The sequence below is a fragment of the Rhizomonospora bruguierae genome (assembly GCF_018397995.1).
GTDB classification, from domain to species: Bacteria; Actinomycetota; Actinomycetes; order Mycobacteriales; family Micromonosporaceae; genus Rhizomonospora; species Rhizomonospora bruguierae.
In genome coordinates this window covers 174,668-189,434 of record NZ_BBQH01000016.1, presented here as the reverse complement: position 1 = coordinate 189,434, position 14,767 = coordinate 174,668, and the positions used below count along the sequence as shown (strand labels likewise).

The window sequence follows — 14,767 nt, the reverse complement described above, 5'->3', positions numbered from 1 at the left end:
GCGGGTGCCGGACGAACCGTAGGGCCTCAGCCCAGCTTCTTTGTCAGGATCTCGAAGCGCAGGTCGTCCCGCAGGGGGATGCCGAACCGCTCGTCGCCGTACGGGAACGCCGACATCTCCCCCGTGCGGGTGAAGCCGCGGCGCAGGTACCAGGCGATGAGGTCCTCGCGCTGGATGATGACCGTCATCCGCAACTCGCCCGCGCCCCACTCGGCCACGGCGAACCGCTCCGCCGCGGCAAGCACCGCGCGGCCCAGCCCGGCGCCCTGCCGCACCGGGTCCACCGCGAACAGGCCGAAGTAGGCGTACCCGTCGCGGCGCTCAAGCTGGCAGCAGGCGACCGGCCCGCCGCCCCCGACGGCGGCACCGGGCGAGGGGTCGTGGGGCACGGCGAGCAGGATGACGCCGTTGGTGGCGGCCACCGCCTCGGTGACCATCGCCGGGTCGGTACGCTGGCCGGCCAGCAGGTCCGCCTCGGTGGTCCAGCCGGCGCGGCTGACGTCCCCCCGGTACGCGGACTCCACCAGCCGGACCACCTGCGGCACGTCGGCGGCGGTGGCGATGCGGAAGCTCAGCGACACGCGGGCCAGTATGCCGCAGCCGACGGGCGGGGCCGGTGGGGCGGGCGCGGGTAGGTTGATGCCGTGCGCGCCTTCGTGATCACCGGCCCGGGCCGCGCGGAGGTGCGCGAGGTGCCGGCGCCGGAGCCGGGGCCCGGCGAGGTCGTCGCCGACGTGGAGCGGGCCGGCGTCTGCGGCACGGACGCCGAGTTCTTCTCCGGGCGGATGGAGTACCTGCACACCGGGCACGCGCACTATCCGATCCGGATCGGCCACGAGTGGAGCGGTGTGGTCGCGGCGGTGGGCGGCGGGGTGGACCCGGCGTGGCTGGGCCGGCGGGTCACCGGGGACACGATGCTCGGCTGCGGGCATTGCGGGCGCTGTGCCTGCGGGCGGCAGCACCTGTGCGCGGACCGGTACGAGATCGGCATCCGCAACGGCTGGCCGGGCGCGCTCGCCGGGCGGCTGCGGGTACCGGCGCGGGCACTCCAGCCGCTGCCGGACGCCGTGGATCCGGTCCTCGGGGCGCTGGTCGAGCCGGGGGCGAACGCGCTGCGCGCGGTCCGGGCGGCGGGCCTGGCGCCCGGCGAGCGGCTGCTGGTGATCGGGCCGGGCACGGAGCTGTACGCGTCCGGCGCGGTCGACCCGCGACCGCTGGTGGCGGCGACCGTGGGCCTGGACGCGGCGGCCGCGGTGCTGGCCGGCGGGCGGCGACCGGAGTGGGGCGCCGCCCCGAAGATCCATATCGACCCGGGCGCCTGACCGGCGCCGCGCGGCCGGGGCCGCTCCCGAACGGGGAGGTCGTCGCGGCGGCCCCCCGACCGGTGACGCATAGAAACAGCGGCGGGGCGGAATGGGGCAGCCGTGGAGATGTACGCGGGTGGCCCGGCCGACCTCGGCGCGGCCCGGATGCAGATGGGGCTCTCGCTGGGCTGGCACATCATCCTGGCCTGCCTTGGCGTCGGGCTGCCGGCGATCACGCTCATCACCGAGTGGCGCGGCTACCGCACCGGCGACAACGCGTACCGCCTGCTGGCCCGCCGCTGGGCGCGGGCCATGGGCGTGCTGTTCGCCGTCGGCGCCGTCTCGGGCACGATCCTGTCCTTCGAGATGGGACTGCTGTGGCCGGGGCTGATGGGCGTCTACGGCCAGGTGATCGGGCTGCCGTTCGCCCTGGAGGGCATCGCCTTCTTCGTCGAGGCGATCTTCCTCGGCCTGTACCTGTACGCCTGGGACCGGCTGCGCCCGCTGCCGCACCTGCTCACCGGCGTGCCCATCGTGGTGGCCGGCGTGGCGAGCGCGTTCTTCGTGGTCACCGCGAACGCATGGATGCAGGCGCCGACCGGCTTCGACACCGTCCAGGGTCGGATCGTCGCGGTCGACCCGTGGGCGGCGATGTTCAACCCGGCGACCCCGCCGCAGACGATCCACATGATCCTGGCGGCGTTCATGGTCGCCGGGTACCTGACGGCCAGCGTGTACGCGGTCGCGCTGCTGCGCGGCCGGCACAGCCGGTACCACCGGCTGGGGTTCCTGGTGCCGTTCACGGTGGCCGCGCTGGTCACGCCGGTGCAGATCGGCGTCGGCGACTACGCGGCGCACTTCGTGGCCGAGCGGCAACCGGTCAAGCTCGCCGCCATGGAGGGCGTCTTCGAGACCGGTACCGGCGAGCCGCTGCACCTGGGCGGCGTGGCGCTCGACGGGCAGCTGCGGTACGCCCTGGAGATCCCGTACGGGCTGTCGCTGCTCGCCCACTGGAACCCCACTTCCCGGATCGTGGGCCTGAACGAGACCCCGGAGCCGGACCGGCCCCCGGTCAACGTGGTCCACCCGGCGTTCCAGATCATGGTCGGGTCCGCCTTCGGCCTGCTGGCGCTGGGCGCGTGGGCGGCGTGGGCGTGGCGGCGCCGGGGCGACCTGCCGCACACCCGCTGGTTCCTGCGCGCGGCGTCGCTGTCCGGCGTCGTGGCGGTCCTGGCGCTGGAGGCCGGGTGGACGGTCACCGAGGTGGGCCGGCAGCCGCCTGCTACCTCACCCACGACGCCCGCCGCGCCGGGCGGACGGACCTGGCCGAGGCGTTCCGCCGCCGCGCCCTGGGCACCGGCGCCGTCGTCGGCGTCCTCTCCGCCGCGGGCCTCGCGGTGCTGCGCGCGGACGCGCCGCGCCTGTTCGCCGGGCTAACCCGGGGTCACGCCCTGCCCCTGCTGCTGCTGTCGATCGCGGCCGGGATCGCGTCGCTGCTCCTGCTGGCCCGCCGCAGCTACCTGGCGGTCCGGATCACCGCCGCGCTGGCGGTCACCGGGCTGCTGTGGGGCTGGGCGGTCGGCCAGTATCCGGACCTGCTGCCCGGCGTCACCCTCGCGCAGGCCGCCGCGACCCCGGCGGTCCTCGCCGCGACGCTCGGCTCGCTGGCGGTGGGCACGCTGTTGCTGGTGCCCTCCCTGTGGTGGCTTTACCGCACCTTCCAGCGGGACCAGTCGCGGCAACAGCAGTCGCCGCGCTGAGCGGCCGAAGGGCGCCGGGGCGATCCGGCGGCCCCGCGTACGATGACCACTCTGCCGGCCGGCCGCGCAGCACCGGGGAGTTGACATGGGGACGAATTCCGGCCCAGCCGCCGCACCGGGCGAGTTGCCGGGTTGGGCCGCGGAGATGTACGCCCGCGACACCGCCACCCGGACACTCGGGATGCGCCTCGAAGGGGCGGGGTCGGGCCGGGCGAGCGTCCGGCTGCGGATCACCCCCGGGATGCTGAACGGGCACGGGATAGCGCACGGCGGGTACCTGTTCCTGCTCGCCGACACGGCCTTCGCGTACGCCTGCAACGGGTACGGGCCGGTCACCGTCGCGCACAGCGCCCAGATCAGCTTCCTGCACCCGGTCGAGGCCGGCGACGACCTGCTCGCCGAGGCGGTGGAGCGCGACCGGTACGGCCGCAACGGGGTCTACGACGTGACGGTCCGGCGGCAGGACGGCACGGTCGTCGCGGAGTTCCGGGGCCACAGCGTCGCGCTCTCCGGCCGCCCCGGGGCTGCCCGCCCGGCCGGAGGCGACCCGGCCGGGTGACCTACCCCACCGTCGGCCGCTCCAGGGCCACCGGGATCTCGGCCGTGCCGGGCGCGTCGAGGCGGACCGTGGCGGTGCGGCCGGCGGCGCTCACCTCGTACTCGCCGAGGAAGCCGGTGAACCCGGCGCGGCCGGCGCCGTCGGTGGCCAGCGTCGTCGGCGCCAGCCACCACTCGCCCTTGACCAGCGCGCGGAGCGCGTCGTACGAGGGCTTCGGGCTGCCATCGACGCGGAGGAAGCCGCCCGGGGCGCCCAGCCAGCCACCGTCTGACATGCCCCAGTACGTGATGGCCCGCACCGAGGGGTGCGACAGCAGCGTCCGGTAGTGCCGGGTGATCTCGTCCGCCTGGCGGGCCTCCCCCTCCGGCGTGGTCGGCCACCGGTCGGGCTGGTAGTCGTTGAGGTCCACGATCTCCGGCGGCATGAGCTGACCGGAAACGATCGTCGTCTCGGTGAAGTGGATCGGCAGCCCGTACCGGGCGAACCGGTCCAGGATCGCCAGGGTCTTCTCCTCGCCCCAGTAGCCCTGGTGCATGTGGCTCTGCAGCCCGAGCGCGTCGATCTTCACGCCGGCCGCCAGCACCCCCTCGATCAGGCACTCGTACGCGGCCGACATGTCGAAGTCGTTGAGCAGCAGCGTGGCGCCCGGATTCGCCTCGCGGGCGGCGTCGAACACCATCCGGACCATGGGGATGCGCCCCAGCTCGCGGCAGATCCGGGTGATCCCGTTGTCGTACCGGTCGAAGATCGGCATGATGACCACCTCGTTGATCACGTCCCAGGTGTCGATCAGGCCGGCGAAGCCGCGCACCTCGCGCCGGATCCTGGCCACCTGCTCGCGGGCGATGTCCGCGTTCGACAGGTCCTTTAGCCAGTCCGCGGTGACCGTGTGCCAGGCCAGCGGGTGCCCCTTGACCGGCACGCCCCGCTCGACGAACCAGCGGGCGGTGGCGAGCAGGCGCTCGGTGTCCGGGCGGCCCCGTTCGGGCTCGAAGCGCCCCCAGTAGAACGGCAGCGTGGCGAAGTTGAACACGTCGAACCAGCGCTCGGCCAGGCCCGCCAGGTCCGCCACCGGCGCCTCGCCCAGCGACCCGGCCGCCCCTTCGGCGCCGGCCGGGTCGCCGCTGGCCAGCGGGATGAACTCGAACCCGGTGCAGCCGAACGGGAAGCGGTGCCCGCGCTGGCGCAGCACGATCTCCCGGCCGGCGAGCGGTTCACCGTCCACGGTGACGGTCAGGGCGGCGTCGGCGGTGCGGTGCGCGCGGATGGCGGCGTCGACGTCGGTGGGCATCGGGGGTGACCTCCAGGGTGCGGGTTGATCCCGCAGTCTGCCCGGCGGGTCAGCGCCCCGTCGACACGAGGTCCCGCCCGCGCGCCGAGACGCTCACCGCCTGCGGTGAGCGGTTGCGCCAGAGCCAGGCGGTGTCGCGCCCGAACGACCAGCAGAGCGCGGCCAGCGCGGCCGCCACCGCGCCGGCGGCCGCCGGCGGCGGGAGCACGCCGGCGGCGACCACCACCAGCACGATCCCCTGCGCCGCGGCCACCACCTTGCGGGACCGGCGCGGCGGCAGGGCCGCCCGCAGCCACGGCAGCACCCACGCCGCCGCGACGAACAGGTACCGCAGCGCGCCGATCGCCAGCACCCAGGCGCCCAGCGGGCGGGCCGCGGACACGCTGAGGACCAGGATCAGGAACGCGTCCACCTCCATGTCGAAGCGGGCGCCGAGGGCGGTGGTGGTGCCGGTGCGGCGGGCCACCTGCCCGTCCACCGCGTCCAGGCCGAGCGCGACGGCCGCGATCGTGACCAGCGCGGCGAGCGGGACGGGGTGCGCGAGCGACTCGGTGACCAGCGCCGCCACCCCGCCGACGAGGACGGCCCGGGCGAGCGTGACCTGGTTGGCCGGGCCGAGGGCGCGGGCGCCCGAGCGGCGCAGCCCGAGCGCCAGGGCGGCGGCGGTGACCACCGCGTAGGCGATGGCGGCGAACCAGGCGGCGGCGCCGAGGCGTACCTCGACCGCGAGCGCGGCGAGCAGCGCCAGTTGGGCGCCCAGCCCCACGGCCGGGCCGTAGCCCCAACGACGCCCCCAGCGCTCCGGCCGGGTTTCGACACTCAGCGTGACCATTCACAGCTCCATTGGGCTCGGCGTGATCGTCGGCCGCGTATGGTTGCCCGCGACCCTCTTGGACACGGTTTTCGCGGCCGATCGGTTCATCGCCGCAGGAGGTTGCCGATGACGGACAGTGCCCGCGCCCTCTGGCTGGCTGCGCCCGGGCGGGCCGGAATCCGGCCGGTGGCGGTGCCGGAGCCGGGCCCCGGCGAGGTGCTGGTGCGCACCCGGTACTCGGGGGTCAGCCGCGGCACGGAGACGCTGGTGTTCCGCGGCGAGGTTCCGGCCAGCCAGCGCGCGGCGATGGGGGCGCCGTTCCAGGAGGGCGACTTCCCGGCGCCGGTCAAGTACGGCTACCTGAACGTGGGCGTCGTCGAGCGGGGCCCGGCGGAACTGCTCGGCCGGGCGGTGTTCTGCCTGTACCCGCACCAGACGCGGTACGTGGTGCCCGTGGCGGCGGTGACCCCGGTGCCGGACGGCGTACCCCCGGAGCGGGCCGTGCTCGCCGGGACGGTGGAGACCGCGGTGAACGCGCTGTGGGACGCGGCCCCGCTGATCGGCGACCGGATCGCGGTGGTCGGCGCCGGCATGGTCGGCTGCTCGGTGGCCGGCGTGCTGGCCCGGTTCCCCGGCGCCCGGGTGCAACTCGTCGACGTGGACGAGAGCCGGGCCGCCACCGCCGCCGCGCTCGGCGTGGACTTCGCCCGGCCGCAGGACGCGCTGGGCGACTGCGACCTGGTGATCCACGCCAGCGCCACGCCTGCCGGGCTGACCCGGTCGCTGGAACTGCTCGCGCCCGAGGGCCAGGTCATCGAGCTGAGCTGGTACGGCGACCGGCCGGTCAGCGTGCCGCTGGGCGAGTTCTTCCACTCCCGTCGGCTGACCGTGCGCAGCAGCCAGGTGGGTGCGGTGGCGCCCGCGCGGCGCGGCCGGCGTACCTTCGGCGACCGGCTTGGGCTGGCCCTGCGACTGCTTGCCGACCCGGCGTTCGACGCGCTGATCAGCGCCGAGTGCGCCTTCGACGACCTGCCGGCGGTGCTGCCCCGGCTGGCCGGCGGCGAACTGCCCGCGCTGTGCGTGCGGGTCCGGTACGACGACGATCGGGAGTGAGAGTGTTCAGCGTGACCGTCCGCGACCAGATCATGGTGGCGCACAGCTTCCGGGGCGAGGTCTTCGGCCCGGCCCAGCGGCTGCACGGGGCGACGTTCGTGGTCGACGCCACGTTCCGCCGCCCCGACCTGGACGCGGACAACATCGTGGTGGACATCGGCCGGGCCACGCAGGAGCTGAAGGCGATCCTCGCGGACCTGAACTACCGGAACCTGGACGACGAGCCGGCGTTCGCGGGCGTCAACACGTCCACCGAGTACCTGGCCAAGGTGATCGCGGACCGGCTGGCCGAGCGGGTGAGCGCCGGCGCGCTCGGGGCGGGCGCCCGGGGGCTGACCGGTATCGCGGTCACGCTGCACGAGTCGCACGTGGCGTGGGCCGGCTACGAGCTATCCCTATGAGACAGCGTCCACAGCGCCCGCCCACCCCCATCGCGGGGGCGGCCCGGTGAGGACGGTCCACTTTGTCCTACCGGCGGGCGTGGACGATCCGGGGGCGCCGAGCGGCGGCAACCGGTACGACCGGCGGCTGAGCGACGGGCTGCGCGCCGCCGGCTGGGCGGTACGGGAGATCGCGGCGGGCGGCGCCTGGCCCGTACCCGACCCGGCGGACCGGGACGCGCTGCGCGGGTCGCTCGCCGCCCTGCCGGACGGCGGCCTGGTGCTGCTGGACGGGCTCGTGTCCGGCGGGGTGCCGGAGGTCGTGGCGCCCGAGGCGCGGCGGCTGCGCACCGTGGTGCTGGTGCACCTGCCACTGGCGGACGAGACGGGACTGGCGCCCGGCGCGGCCGCCGCCCTCGACGCCCGGGAACGCGCGACGCTGCGGGCCGCGGCGGCGGTCGTGGCCACCAGCGAGGGGGCCGCGCGCCACCTGGTCGGGCACCACGGGCTGCCGCCCGGGCGGGTCCACGTCGCCGCCCCGGGGGTGGACCCGGCGCCGCTCGCACCCGGCACCGACGGCGCGTCCGGGCTGCTGTGCGTGGCGGCGGTGACCCCGCGCAAGGCCCAGGACGTGCTGGTCGACGCGCTGGCGAAGGTGCCGGGCGAGTGGCACTGCACGCTGGTGGGGGCGCTCGACCGCGCGCCGGGGTACGCCGACCGGATCCGGCGGTCGGTCGACGCGTACGGGCTCGACGGCCGGGTACGGCTGGTCGGGCCGCGCACCGGCGCGGACCTCGACGCGGCGTACGCGGCGGCGGACCTGTTCATGCTGCCCTCGCTCACCGAGACGTACGGGATGGTCGTGACCGAGGCGCTGGCCCGCGGGGTACCCGTGCTCGGAACGGACGTGAACGGGGTACCCGAGGCGCTCGGCCGGGCCCCGGGCGGCGACCGGCCGGGGCTGCTGGTGCCGCCCGGCGACCCGGCCGCGCTGGCCGAGGCGCTGATCCGGTGGCTGGACGAGCCGGCGGCGCGGGAGCGGCTGCGCGCCGCCGCCCGCGCGCGCCGCGCCCACCTGCCGGGCTGGGCGGAGACGGTACGGGCGATGGCGGCGATCCTGGAGGCAGCATCATGACCGATCCGGCGACGGAGGAGGCCACCGGCGAGGCGCAGTACACGCCGGAGTGGTTGGCGCTGCGCGAGGACGCCGACGCCGACGCCCGGGCGAGGGACCTGCTGGCGCCGCTGCGCGAGCGGATCGCGGGCCGGGAGCGGGTGGTGGTCCGCGACCTGGGCTGCGGCACCGGGTCGATGGGGCGCTGGCTCGCGCCCCGGCTGCCCGGGCCCCAGCACTGGGTCATGCACGACCGGGACCCAGTGCTGCTGCGGATCGCCACCGGCACGATGGTCCGCGCGGCCGGCGACGGCGCGCCGGTCACCGTGGCGACCAGCCAGGGTGACGCCACCGCGCTGACCGCCGCCGACCTGGCCGGCGCGTCGCTGGTCACCGCCTCCGCGCTGCTGGACCTGCTGACCGCCGACGAGGTGGGCCGACTCGCCGCCGCGTGCACCGGTGCGGGGTGCACCGCGCTGCTGACCCTCTCGGTCGCCGGCCGGGTGGAGTTGACCCCCGGCGACCCGATGGACAGCCGGATCGAGGCGGCGTTCAACGCGCACCAGCGCCGCCGCGTCGACGGGCGGCGGCTGCTCGGGCCGGACGCGGTCGCCGCCGCGGCCGAGGCGTTCACCGCCGCCGGGGCGGATGTGCTGGTGCGGCCCAGCCCGTGGCGGCTCGGGCCGGAGCGGGCGGGGCTCGCCGTGGAATGGCTGCGCGGCTGGGTCGCCGCCGCGGTCGAGCAGGACCCGGCGCTCGCGGAGCCGGGGGCGGGCTACCTGGACCGCCGGCTCGCCGCGGCCGAGGCGGGCGCGCTGCGGGTCGTCGTCGACCACGAGGATCTCCTCGCGACGCACGGCTGAGCCACCGCCGGGCGAGCCACCGCCGGTGAACCAACGCCGGACGAACCCCGTACTCATGCCCGAAGGCTGACCCGACGGGGAGGAGCACGCATGCCACGCAGCGCCGGGGGGTGGCTCCCGCCGCCCGGGACCGTCTGGACGTGGGCCCGGGTACTCGGCGGCGCCGGCATTCTCGGGCTGCTGCTGTGGCGGCTCGGCACCGGCGCGTTCCTGGACGGGCTGCGCGTCATCGACGGCCGCGCCCTGCTGGTCGCGTTCGGGATCGGCCTGGCAACCACGGTCTTCAGCGCCTGGCGGTGGTGCCTGGTGGCGCGCGGCCTGGGCCTGCGGCTGCCGCTGGCCGCCGCGGTCGCGGACTACTACCGCTCGCTGTTTCTCAACGCGGCCCTCCCCGGCGGCGTGCTCGGCGACGTGCACCGGGCGGTGCGGCACGGCCGCGAGTCCGGCGACGTCGGGCGGGGGCTGCGGGCGGTGGTCCTGGAGCGGTCGGCGGGTCAGGTCGTCCTGGTCACGTTCGGGCTGGCGGTGCTGGTCGCCTACCCGTCACCGGTGCAGGACCGGCTCCGCCTCGCCGCGGTCGCGCCCTACCTGGCCGGCGCGGTCACGGTGGCGGGGCTGGTCGCGGCGGTGATCGTTTGGCGCCGGCGCGGCGCGGCCCGGCGGGGGACAGCGGCGCACACGGCTCGGCCCGGGAACGCGGCTTGCACCGCCGAGCGTGCGACCGCGACACGCGCCGGCCAGCGCGAAACGGCGGCCCACCCCGGGCGGCACGGAACCGCGGGCCATCCCGCCCAGCGCGGAGATCGGGGCGAGCCGGCGGGCCGGTGGGCGCGGGCGGTGCGTACCGCCGGTGCTGACGTGCGGCGCGGGCTGCTCACCCGCCGCACCGCGCCGGGCATCCTGGTCGCCTCCGCGCTGGTGGTCGCGGGTCACCTGGGCACGTTCCTGGTCGCGGCCCGGGCGGCCGGCTCGGTGACGCCGATCACCCGGCTGCTCCCGCTGATGCTGCTGGCCCTGCTGGCGATGACCCTGCCCCTGAACATTGGTGGCTGGGGTCCCCGGGAGGGCGTGACCGCGTGGGCGTTCGGCGCCGCCGGGCTGAGCGCGACCCAGGGGCTGACGATCGCCGTGGTGTACGGGCTGTTCGCGTTCGTGGCGAGCCTGCCCGGAGCGGGCGTGCTCGTCGCGCGCTGGCTGCGCGGGTCGCGCCGGTCACGCACGGACGACCGCCGGGTCGACACCGCCGCCGGGCCGGTGGCCTGACCGGACCCCGCCGCCCGCCGCCCCATGCCGCCCGCGCCTGTGCCCGCCGCGCCGTCACTGCTCCCCGAAGCGGTCCGAGAGCGCGTACCGCAGCAGCACCACGTCCCCGATCGGGCGCGCCTCGGCGAGCGCCGCCCGGTTCTGCGCGTCCCACGGGAACCGTCCGTCGCCGACGAAGCGGGGCGCGCGCGAATCGCCCACGAAGAACGGGGCCACCACCAACTGCAACTCGTCCGCCAGGCCGGCGGTCAGGAACTGGGTGTGCACCGTCCCGCCGCCCTCGACCATGAGCCGGGACACGCCGCGGGCGTGCAGGTCGGTCAGGATCCGGGGGAAGTCCACCGGCTCGCCACCGTCCAGCACGGTCGCCACGTGACCGAGCCGCGCCCGGGCGTCGTCCAGCACCGGGCTGGCGCAGTACACGAGCTTGTCCACCTCGCCGAGGGCGAAGAACCGGCCGCACGGGTCGAGGCGGGCGCGGGCGGTCACGGTCACCTTCACCGGCGTCGGCAGCAGCCCCCGGGCCACCCGCTCGGCGCGGCGGTCCGCCGACCGCACCAGCAACCGCGGGTTGTCCTGCCGCACGGTCTCGGCGCCGATCAGGATCGCGTCGCACTCCGCGCGGACCGCGTCGACCCGGTCGAAGTCGGCGGCGTTGGACAGCAGCAGCCGGGTGTCGGTGGCGCTGTCCACGTACCCGTCGAGCGACATGCCGCAGCTGAGCAGGACGTACGGTCGGTCAACCACAGATGGAGCCTCCTAGAGGTGAAACGGTAGCCGCCGCGGCGGCCGCCCGCCCGTCACACGTGGTACGGACTGAAGCGGCCGGCGGTTCGGTACCGAGGAGAAGCAGGTCACCCCCTGGTCGCAGCACACTTGGTCAATGCGAGGAGATCCGATGCCACACACGCCCAGCGAACCAGCACCCGCGGCGCCGGTCGCCGGCACCGCGCCGGTCCGGCCCGCGGCGGTGCGGCGGCAGGTGACCGTCCCCATGCGGTTCCCCGACGGCTACGCCACCTCCGCCCGGGTGTTCACCTTCGACGGGCTGGCGGACGGGCGCGAGCACCTCGCCCTGGGGCTCGGCGACTGGCGCCGCTCCCTGACCCGATCGGCCAACGGGGGCCGCCCGGTGCTGGTCCGCCCGCACAGCGAGTGCCTGACCGGGGACGTGTTCGGCAGCCAGCGCTGCGACTGCGGGCCGCAGCTGCGCGAGGCGGTCGAGCGGATCAGCGAGGCCGGCGGCTTCCTGCTGTACCTGCGGCAGGAGGGGCGCGGCATCGGCCTGTACGCCAAGCTGGACGCGTACGCGCTGCAGGACACCGGCCTGGACACGTACGAGGCGAACGTGGCACTCGGCCACGGCGAGGACGAACGGGACTACACCACCGCGGCGCAGATGCTGCTCGCGCTGGGCGCCCGCCGGGTGGCGCTGCTGAGCAACAACCCGGACAAGGCCGAGCAACTCGGCCGCCTCGGCGTGCACGTGGAGAGCCGGGTGCCCACCGGCGTGCACGTGTCCGCGGCGAACGTGCGGTACCTGGCGACCAAGGCGACGCACAGCGCGCACACCCTGGACCTCCCGATGGTCGACTGAGCCACCGACCGGGCCATCGACCGGCCGCCGCACCCGGACGCGCCCTCGGCGCCCCGCCCGGGTGCTTCGCCGCGTTTGCCCCATCCGGCCCGGGGAACACGATGGGCGGACCCGTTCCCGCCGAGCCGTAGGGGGAAGGCTCATGAGCAACGTCCAGCAGCCGGAAATGCGCCGCAGCGGCGACTCGCCAACCACCACGCAGCGCAGCGAGGAGCCCCACCCGACCGCCGCGCCGGGCGGCACGCACGACAAGACCGGCAACCGACCGGTACCGGAGGGCCAGGCGTCCCCGTACGGGCCGCACGGCAAGACGTCCGACGACAAGGCTCCGGACATCATGCCGTCGGACCTGGAGGACGAGACGTCTCCCTCCTGAGGACGATCAGTCGGGCGGCTCGGAATCATCGACCGTGTCCGGCCCCTGCACGCGCGTCTCCTGGTCCACCCGGACCCGGACCATCTCCCCGCCGACCTCGACGCGGGTCTCACCGCTCTCGGGCGGCCCCTTGACCTGCGCGGTGGTGGTGTCCGGGTGGTTACCCGGGTGCATCAGCACGCCGTCGGTCTCGGTGGTCTTGGCGCGGCTCTCCTCCGGCTCGGTCATGGCGTGGCGTCCTCTCGGCTCGGCGGGTGTCCCGCGGCCGGTTACCCCGGGCGTCGGCCTTGATTCCTGCGACCGGCGCGGTACGGCCCGGTGGCGTCCGCGGCTCTGCCGGGCCGGTGCCTATTCGGCGTTCGGCTCCCGCAGGTGCTCCGCGATCCGGTGGGTGTGGCCGGAGCGGGCCCGGGCCGCCTGGTCGGCGGGGCTCAACCCGTCGTCGACGGTCGGGTCCAACGGCACGGAACTGCGGATCTCGGACATGTTCTGGTAGGTCGCCAGCGGCAGCGCCCGCAGCAGTTTCAGCGCGCCCGCGTCGCCGCGCCCCTCGGCGTGCCGGACGATCTGCTCCTTCGACGCGGGGAAGTCCAGGTCCACCAGCACCCGCTGAACCGCCTGGAAGTCGGTGCTCGACATGGCGTGGGTGGTACCCCTCGACGGGTACCCAAAACCGGTCAATCACCGACCAACGCGGGCGTGGCGGGCGCGGGTTCCCGCTCCGGTGCGCGCAGTTCGTCGAGGCGGACCAGGGCCACTCCGGCGACGATCAGCGCACCGCCGACCGCCTGCGCCCCGGTCGGCAGTTCGCCCAGCACCAGCCAGGCGATCAGCACGGCGAACAGCACCTCGGTGAGCCCGACGAACGAGGACAGCCGGGCGCCGAGGATCCGCGCCGCGCTGATGCCGGCCACGTACGACACCACGGCGGCGACCAGCGACAGCCCCGCGATCGGGACCATCCAGCTGACCCGGTGACCGCCGAACGTGACCGCGCCGAAGGTGGCGTGCAGCGGCAGCGCGTGCAGCGCGCCGAGCCCCAGCAGGCCGACCGCGCCCACCGCCATCCCGCCGCTGGCCAGCACGACGGGGGGCAGCCCGGCGTCGGTGCGGGCGGAGATCACGAAGTACGCGGCCAGTCCGACACCGGCGCCCAGGCCCCACAGCACGCCGACGGGCTCCACCGGGCCGGCGCCGAACGGGTCGAGCACCAGCAGCAGGCCCAGCAGCGCGGTCACCGATCCGGCCACGGTCAGCCGGCGCGGCCGCTGCCCGTGCGCCGCCCACATCCAGCCGACCACGAGCACGATGCCCAGGTACTCCAGCAGCAGCGCGACGCCGATCGGCAGGTACTGGAGGGCGTTGAAGAAGCACGCCTGCGCCGCGCCGACCGCGAGCAGGCCGAACAGGCCGATCACGCCGAGGTTGCGACCCAGCATGGACCACCGGCCGCGCAGCGCCAGCGCGGCCGGCACCGCCAGGACCAGGGCGGCGATGCCGACCCGGGCGGCCACCGCCGCCTCGGCCGACCAGCCCGCCTCGATCAGCGAGCGGGCGAAGGTGCCGGACGTGGCGAACGTGAAGGCCGACAGCAGCGCCAGCGCGAGACCGGCGCCGGCCGGACGGGACTGCATCGCGAAAACTCCCCCGCGGGGTCAGGATCAATCGATGTCGGGATCAATCGATGTCATGAGCAAAAGGCGCTTATGCTCGTGACAGTAGAGCCGCTCCTGTCAGGAGTCAACGTGACTTTCATCCATGACACCGCGTGCGCCCTGGTCGCCACCGCCGCCCTGGTCAACACCGCCGGCCGGGGCGGTGAGGGGCTGCCCGACGTGCCCGCCCTGACCGCCTTCATGCGCGCCCACCGGTGGACCGGCCGGCACGACTGCACCGTCGCGGAGCTGCGGGCGGTGCAGCGGCTGCGCCCCCGGCTGCGCCCGGTGTGGCACCGCGACGAGGACGGCGTGGTGGAGATCGTCAACGGCCTGCTCCGGGAGTCGAACGCCCTCCCCCAACTCGTCCGGCACGACGGCGAGCCGCACCACCTGCACGCCACCCCGCGCGACGCCCCGCTCGACACCCGCATGGCCGTCGAGGCGGCGATGGCCTTCGTGGACGTGGTCCGGGCCGGCGAACTGGATCGGCTGCGCGTGTGCGCGTACCCGGACTGCGACAACGTGCTCGTCGACCTGTCCCGGAACCGGTCCCGCCGGTTCTGCGAGGCGGGCTGCGGCAACCGGGCCGCGGTCACCGCCTACCGCGCCCGCAAGGCGGCCGCCGCGCCGGACTAGCCGCTCCACCCCCGGCGGCCGCCGGTCGGCTGCGACGCC

19 protein-coding genes are annotated in these 14,767 nt (G+C 75.6%); 12 read left to right on the top strand and 7 right to left on the bottom strand.

Going from position 1 to position 14,767, the window contains the following annotated elements; genetic code table 11:
• Positions 1–26 precede the first annotated feature (26 nt).
• Positions 27–581, bottom strand: a complete 555-nt coding sequence (locus KJS59_RS08510) for a GNAT family N-acetyltransferase (RefSeq protein ID WP_249713980.1) — start codon at positions 579–581, stop codon at positions 27–29.
• Positions 582–644: 63 nt separating this feature from the next.
• On the opposite strand from KJS59_RS08510, the gene KJS59_RS08505 reads away from it, so the two are divergent.
• From KJS59_RS08505 to paaI, 4 genes are all read left to right on the top strand, one after another.
• Positions 645–1,322 (top strand): alcohol dehydrogenase catalytic domain-containing protein, encoded by a 678-nt coding sequence (locus KJS59_RS08505; protein WP_213451782.1) that lies wholly within the window; start codon positions 645–647, stop codon positions 1,320–1,322.
• A 108-nt stretch (positions 1,323–1,430) separates the two neighbouring features.
• Complete coding sequence (locus tag KJS59_RS08500) at positions 1,431–2,741, top strand: cytochrome ubiquinol oxidase subunit I (RefSeq protein ID WP_213451831.1); 1,311 nt, start codon at positions 1,431–1,433, stop codon at positions 2,739–2,741.
• Positions 2,627–3,064 (top strand): cytochrome d ubiquinol oxidase subunit II, encoded by a 438-nt coding sequence (locus KJS59_RS08495; RefSeq protein ID WP_249713988.1) that lies wholly within the window; start codon positions 2,627–2,629, stop codon positions 3,062–3,064. The genes KJS59_RS08500 and KJS59_RS08495 overlap by 115 nt, the downstream gene beginning before the upstream one ends.
• 85 nt (positions 3,065–3,149) lie before the next feature.
• Positions 3,150–3,623 (top strand): hydroxyphenylacetyl-CoA thioesterase PaaI, encoded by a 474-nt coding sequence (paaI, locus tag KJS59_RS08490; protein ID WP_249713979.1) that lies wholly within the window; start codon positions 3,150–3,152, stop codon positions 3,621–3,623.
• Between the two features lies 1 nt (position 3,624).
• On the opposite strand, the gene KJS59_RS08485 is transcribed toward paaI, so the two are convergent.
• Together KJS59_RS08485 and KJS59_RS08480 are read right to left on the bottom strand one after the other, a co-directional pair.
• Positions 3,625–4,914, bottom strand: coding sequence for an endo-1,4-beta-xylanase (locus tag KJS59_RS08485; protein ID WP_213451781.1), 1,290 nt, complete (start codon positions 4,912–4,914; stop codon positions 3,625–3,627).
• 49 nt (positions 4,915–4,963) lie between these two features.
• Positions 4,964–5,746, bottom strand: coding sequence for a CDP-alcohol phosphatidyltransferase family protein (locus KJS59_RS08480; protein ID WP_213451780.1), 783 nt, complete (start codon positions 5,744–5,746; stop codon positions 4,964–4,966).
• 108 nt (positions 5,747–5,854) lie between these two features.
• On the opposite strand from KJS59_RS08480, the gene KJS59_RS08475 reads away from it, so the two are divergent.
• The 5 genes from KJS59_RS08475 to KJS59_RS08455 all read left to right on the top strand — a co-directional run bounded on the left by KJS59_RS08475 (position 5,855) and on the right by KJS59_RS08455 (position 10,461).
• Complete coding sequence (locus tag KJS59_RS08475) at positions 5,855–6,841, top strand: zinc-dependent alcohol dehydrogenase (RefSeq protein WP_213451779.1); 987 nt, start codon at positions 5,855–5,857, stop codon at positions 6,839–6,841.
• Between the two features lie 2 nt (positions 6,842–6,843).
• Positions 6,844–7,242 (top strand): 6-pyruvoyl trahydropterin synthase family protein, encoded by a 399-nt coding sequence (locus tag KJS59_RS08470; RefSeq protein ID WP_213451778.1) that lies wholly within the window; start codon positions 6,844–6,846, stop codon positions 7,240–7,242.
• Positions 7,243–7,288: 46 nt separating this feature from the next.
• Entirely contained in the window at positions 7,289–8,356 is a 1,068-nt protein-coding gene (locus KJS59_RS08465; RefSeq protein WP_213451776.1) for a glycosyltransferase family 4 protein, read from the top strand.
• Positions 8,353–9,198 carry a methyltransferase domain-containing protein gene (locus tag KJS59_RS08460; RefSeq protein WP_213451775.1) on the top strand — a complete coding sequence of 282 codons (846 nt, stop codon included), beginning with the start codon at positions 8,353–8,355 and terminating at the stop codon, positions 9,196–9,198. The genes KJS59_RS08465 and KJS59_RS08460 overlap by 4 nt, the downstream gene beginning before the upstream one ends.
• Positions 9,199–9,288: 90 nt before the next feature.
• Positions 9,289–10,461: a lysylphosphatidylglycerol synthase transmembrane domain-containing protein gene (locus tag KJS59_RS08455; RefSeq protein ID WP_213451774.1), complete on the top strand. Its 1,173-nt coding sequence runs from the start codon at positions 9,289–9,291 to the stop codon at positions 10,459–10,461.
• 54 nt (positions 10,462–10,515) lie between these two features.
• On the opposite strand, the gene KJS59_RS08450 is transcribed toward KJS59_RS08455, so the two are convergent.
• Positions 10,516–11,208: a RibD family protein gene (locus tag KJS59_RS08450; protein WP_213451773.1), complete on the bottom strand. Its 693-nt coding sequence runs from the start codon at positions 11,206–11,208 to the stop codon at positions 10,516–10,518.
• A gap of 247 nt (positions 11,209–11,455) precedes the next feature.
• Here KJS59_RS08450 and KJS59_RS08445 point away from each other — a divergent pair, with 247 nt between their 5' ends.
• Both KJS59_RS08445 and KJS59_RS08440 read left to right on the top strand, forming a co-directional pair.
• Positions 11,456–12,058: a GTP cyclohydrolase II gene (locus KJS59_RS08445; RefSeq protein ID WP_249713987.1), complete on the top strand. Its 603-nt coding sequence runs from the start codon at positions 11,456–11,458 to the stop codon at positions 12,056–12,058.
• A 142-nt stretch (positions 12,059–12,200) separates the two neighbouring features.
• The gene (locus KJS59_RS08440; RefSeq protein ID WP_213451771.1) at positions 12,201–12,434 is read left to right on the top strand and encodes a hypothetical protein; all 234 of its coding nucleotides are present in this window, start codon (positions 12,201–12,203) and stop codon (positions 12,432–12,434) included.
• Between the two features lie 6 nt (positions 12,435–12,440).
• Here the strand turns inward: KJS59_RS08440 and KJS59_RS08435 are convergent, their stop codons facing one another.
• From KJS59_RS08435 to KJS59_RS08425, 3 genes are all read right to left on the bottom strand, one after another.
• Complete coding sequence (locus KJS59_RS08435; protein WP_213451770.1) at positions 12,441–12,662, bottom strand: hypothetical protein; 222 nt, start codon at positions 12,660–12,662, stop codon at positions 12,441–12,443.
• Positions 12,663–12,782: 120 nt separating this feature from the next.
• Positions 12,783–13,073, bottom strand: coding sequence for a DUF2795 domain-containing protein (locus tag KJS59_RS08430; RefSeq protein WP_213451769.1), 291 nt, complete (start codon positions 13,071–13,073; stop codon positions 12,783–12,785).
• Between the two features lie 38 nt (positions 13,074–13,111).
• Entirely contained in the window at positions 13,112–14,068 is a 957-nt protein-coding gene (locus KJS59_RS08425; protein WP_213451767.1) for an EamA family transporter, read from the bottom strand.
• A 111-nt stretch (positions 14,069–14,179) separates the two neighbouring features.
• On the opposite strand from KJS59_RS08425, the gene KJS59_RS08420 reads away from it, so the two are divergent.
• Positions 14,180–14,728 (top strand): CGNR zinc finger domain-containing protein, encoded by a 549-nt coding sequence (locus KJS59_RS08420; RefSeq protein WP_213451766.1) that lies wholly within the window; start codon positions 14,180–14,182, stop codon positions 14,726–14,728.
• Positions 14,729–14,767: the final 39 nt, after the last annotated feature.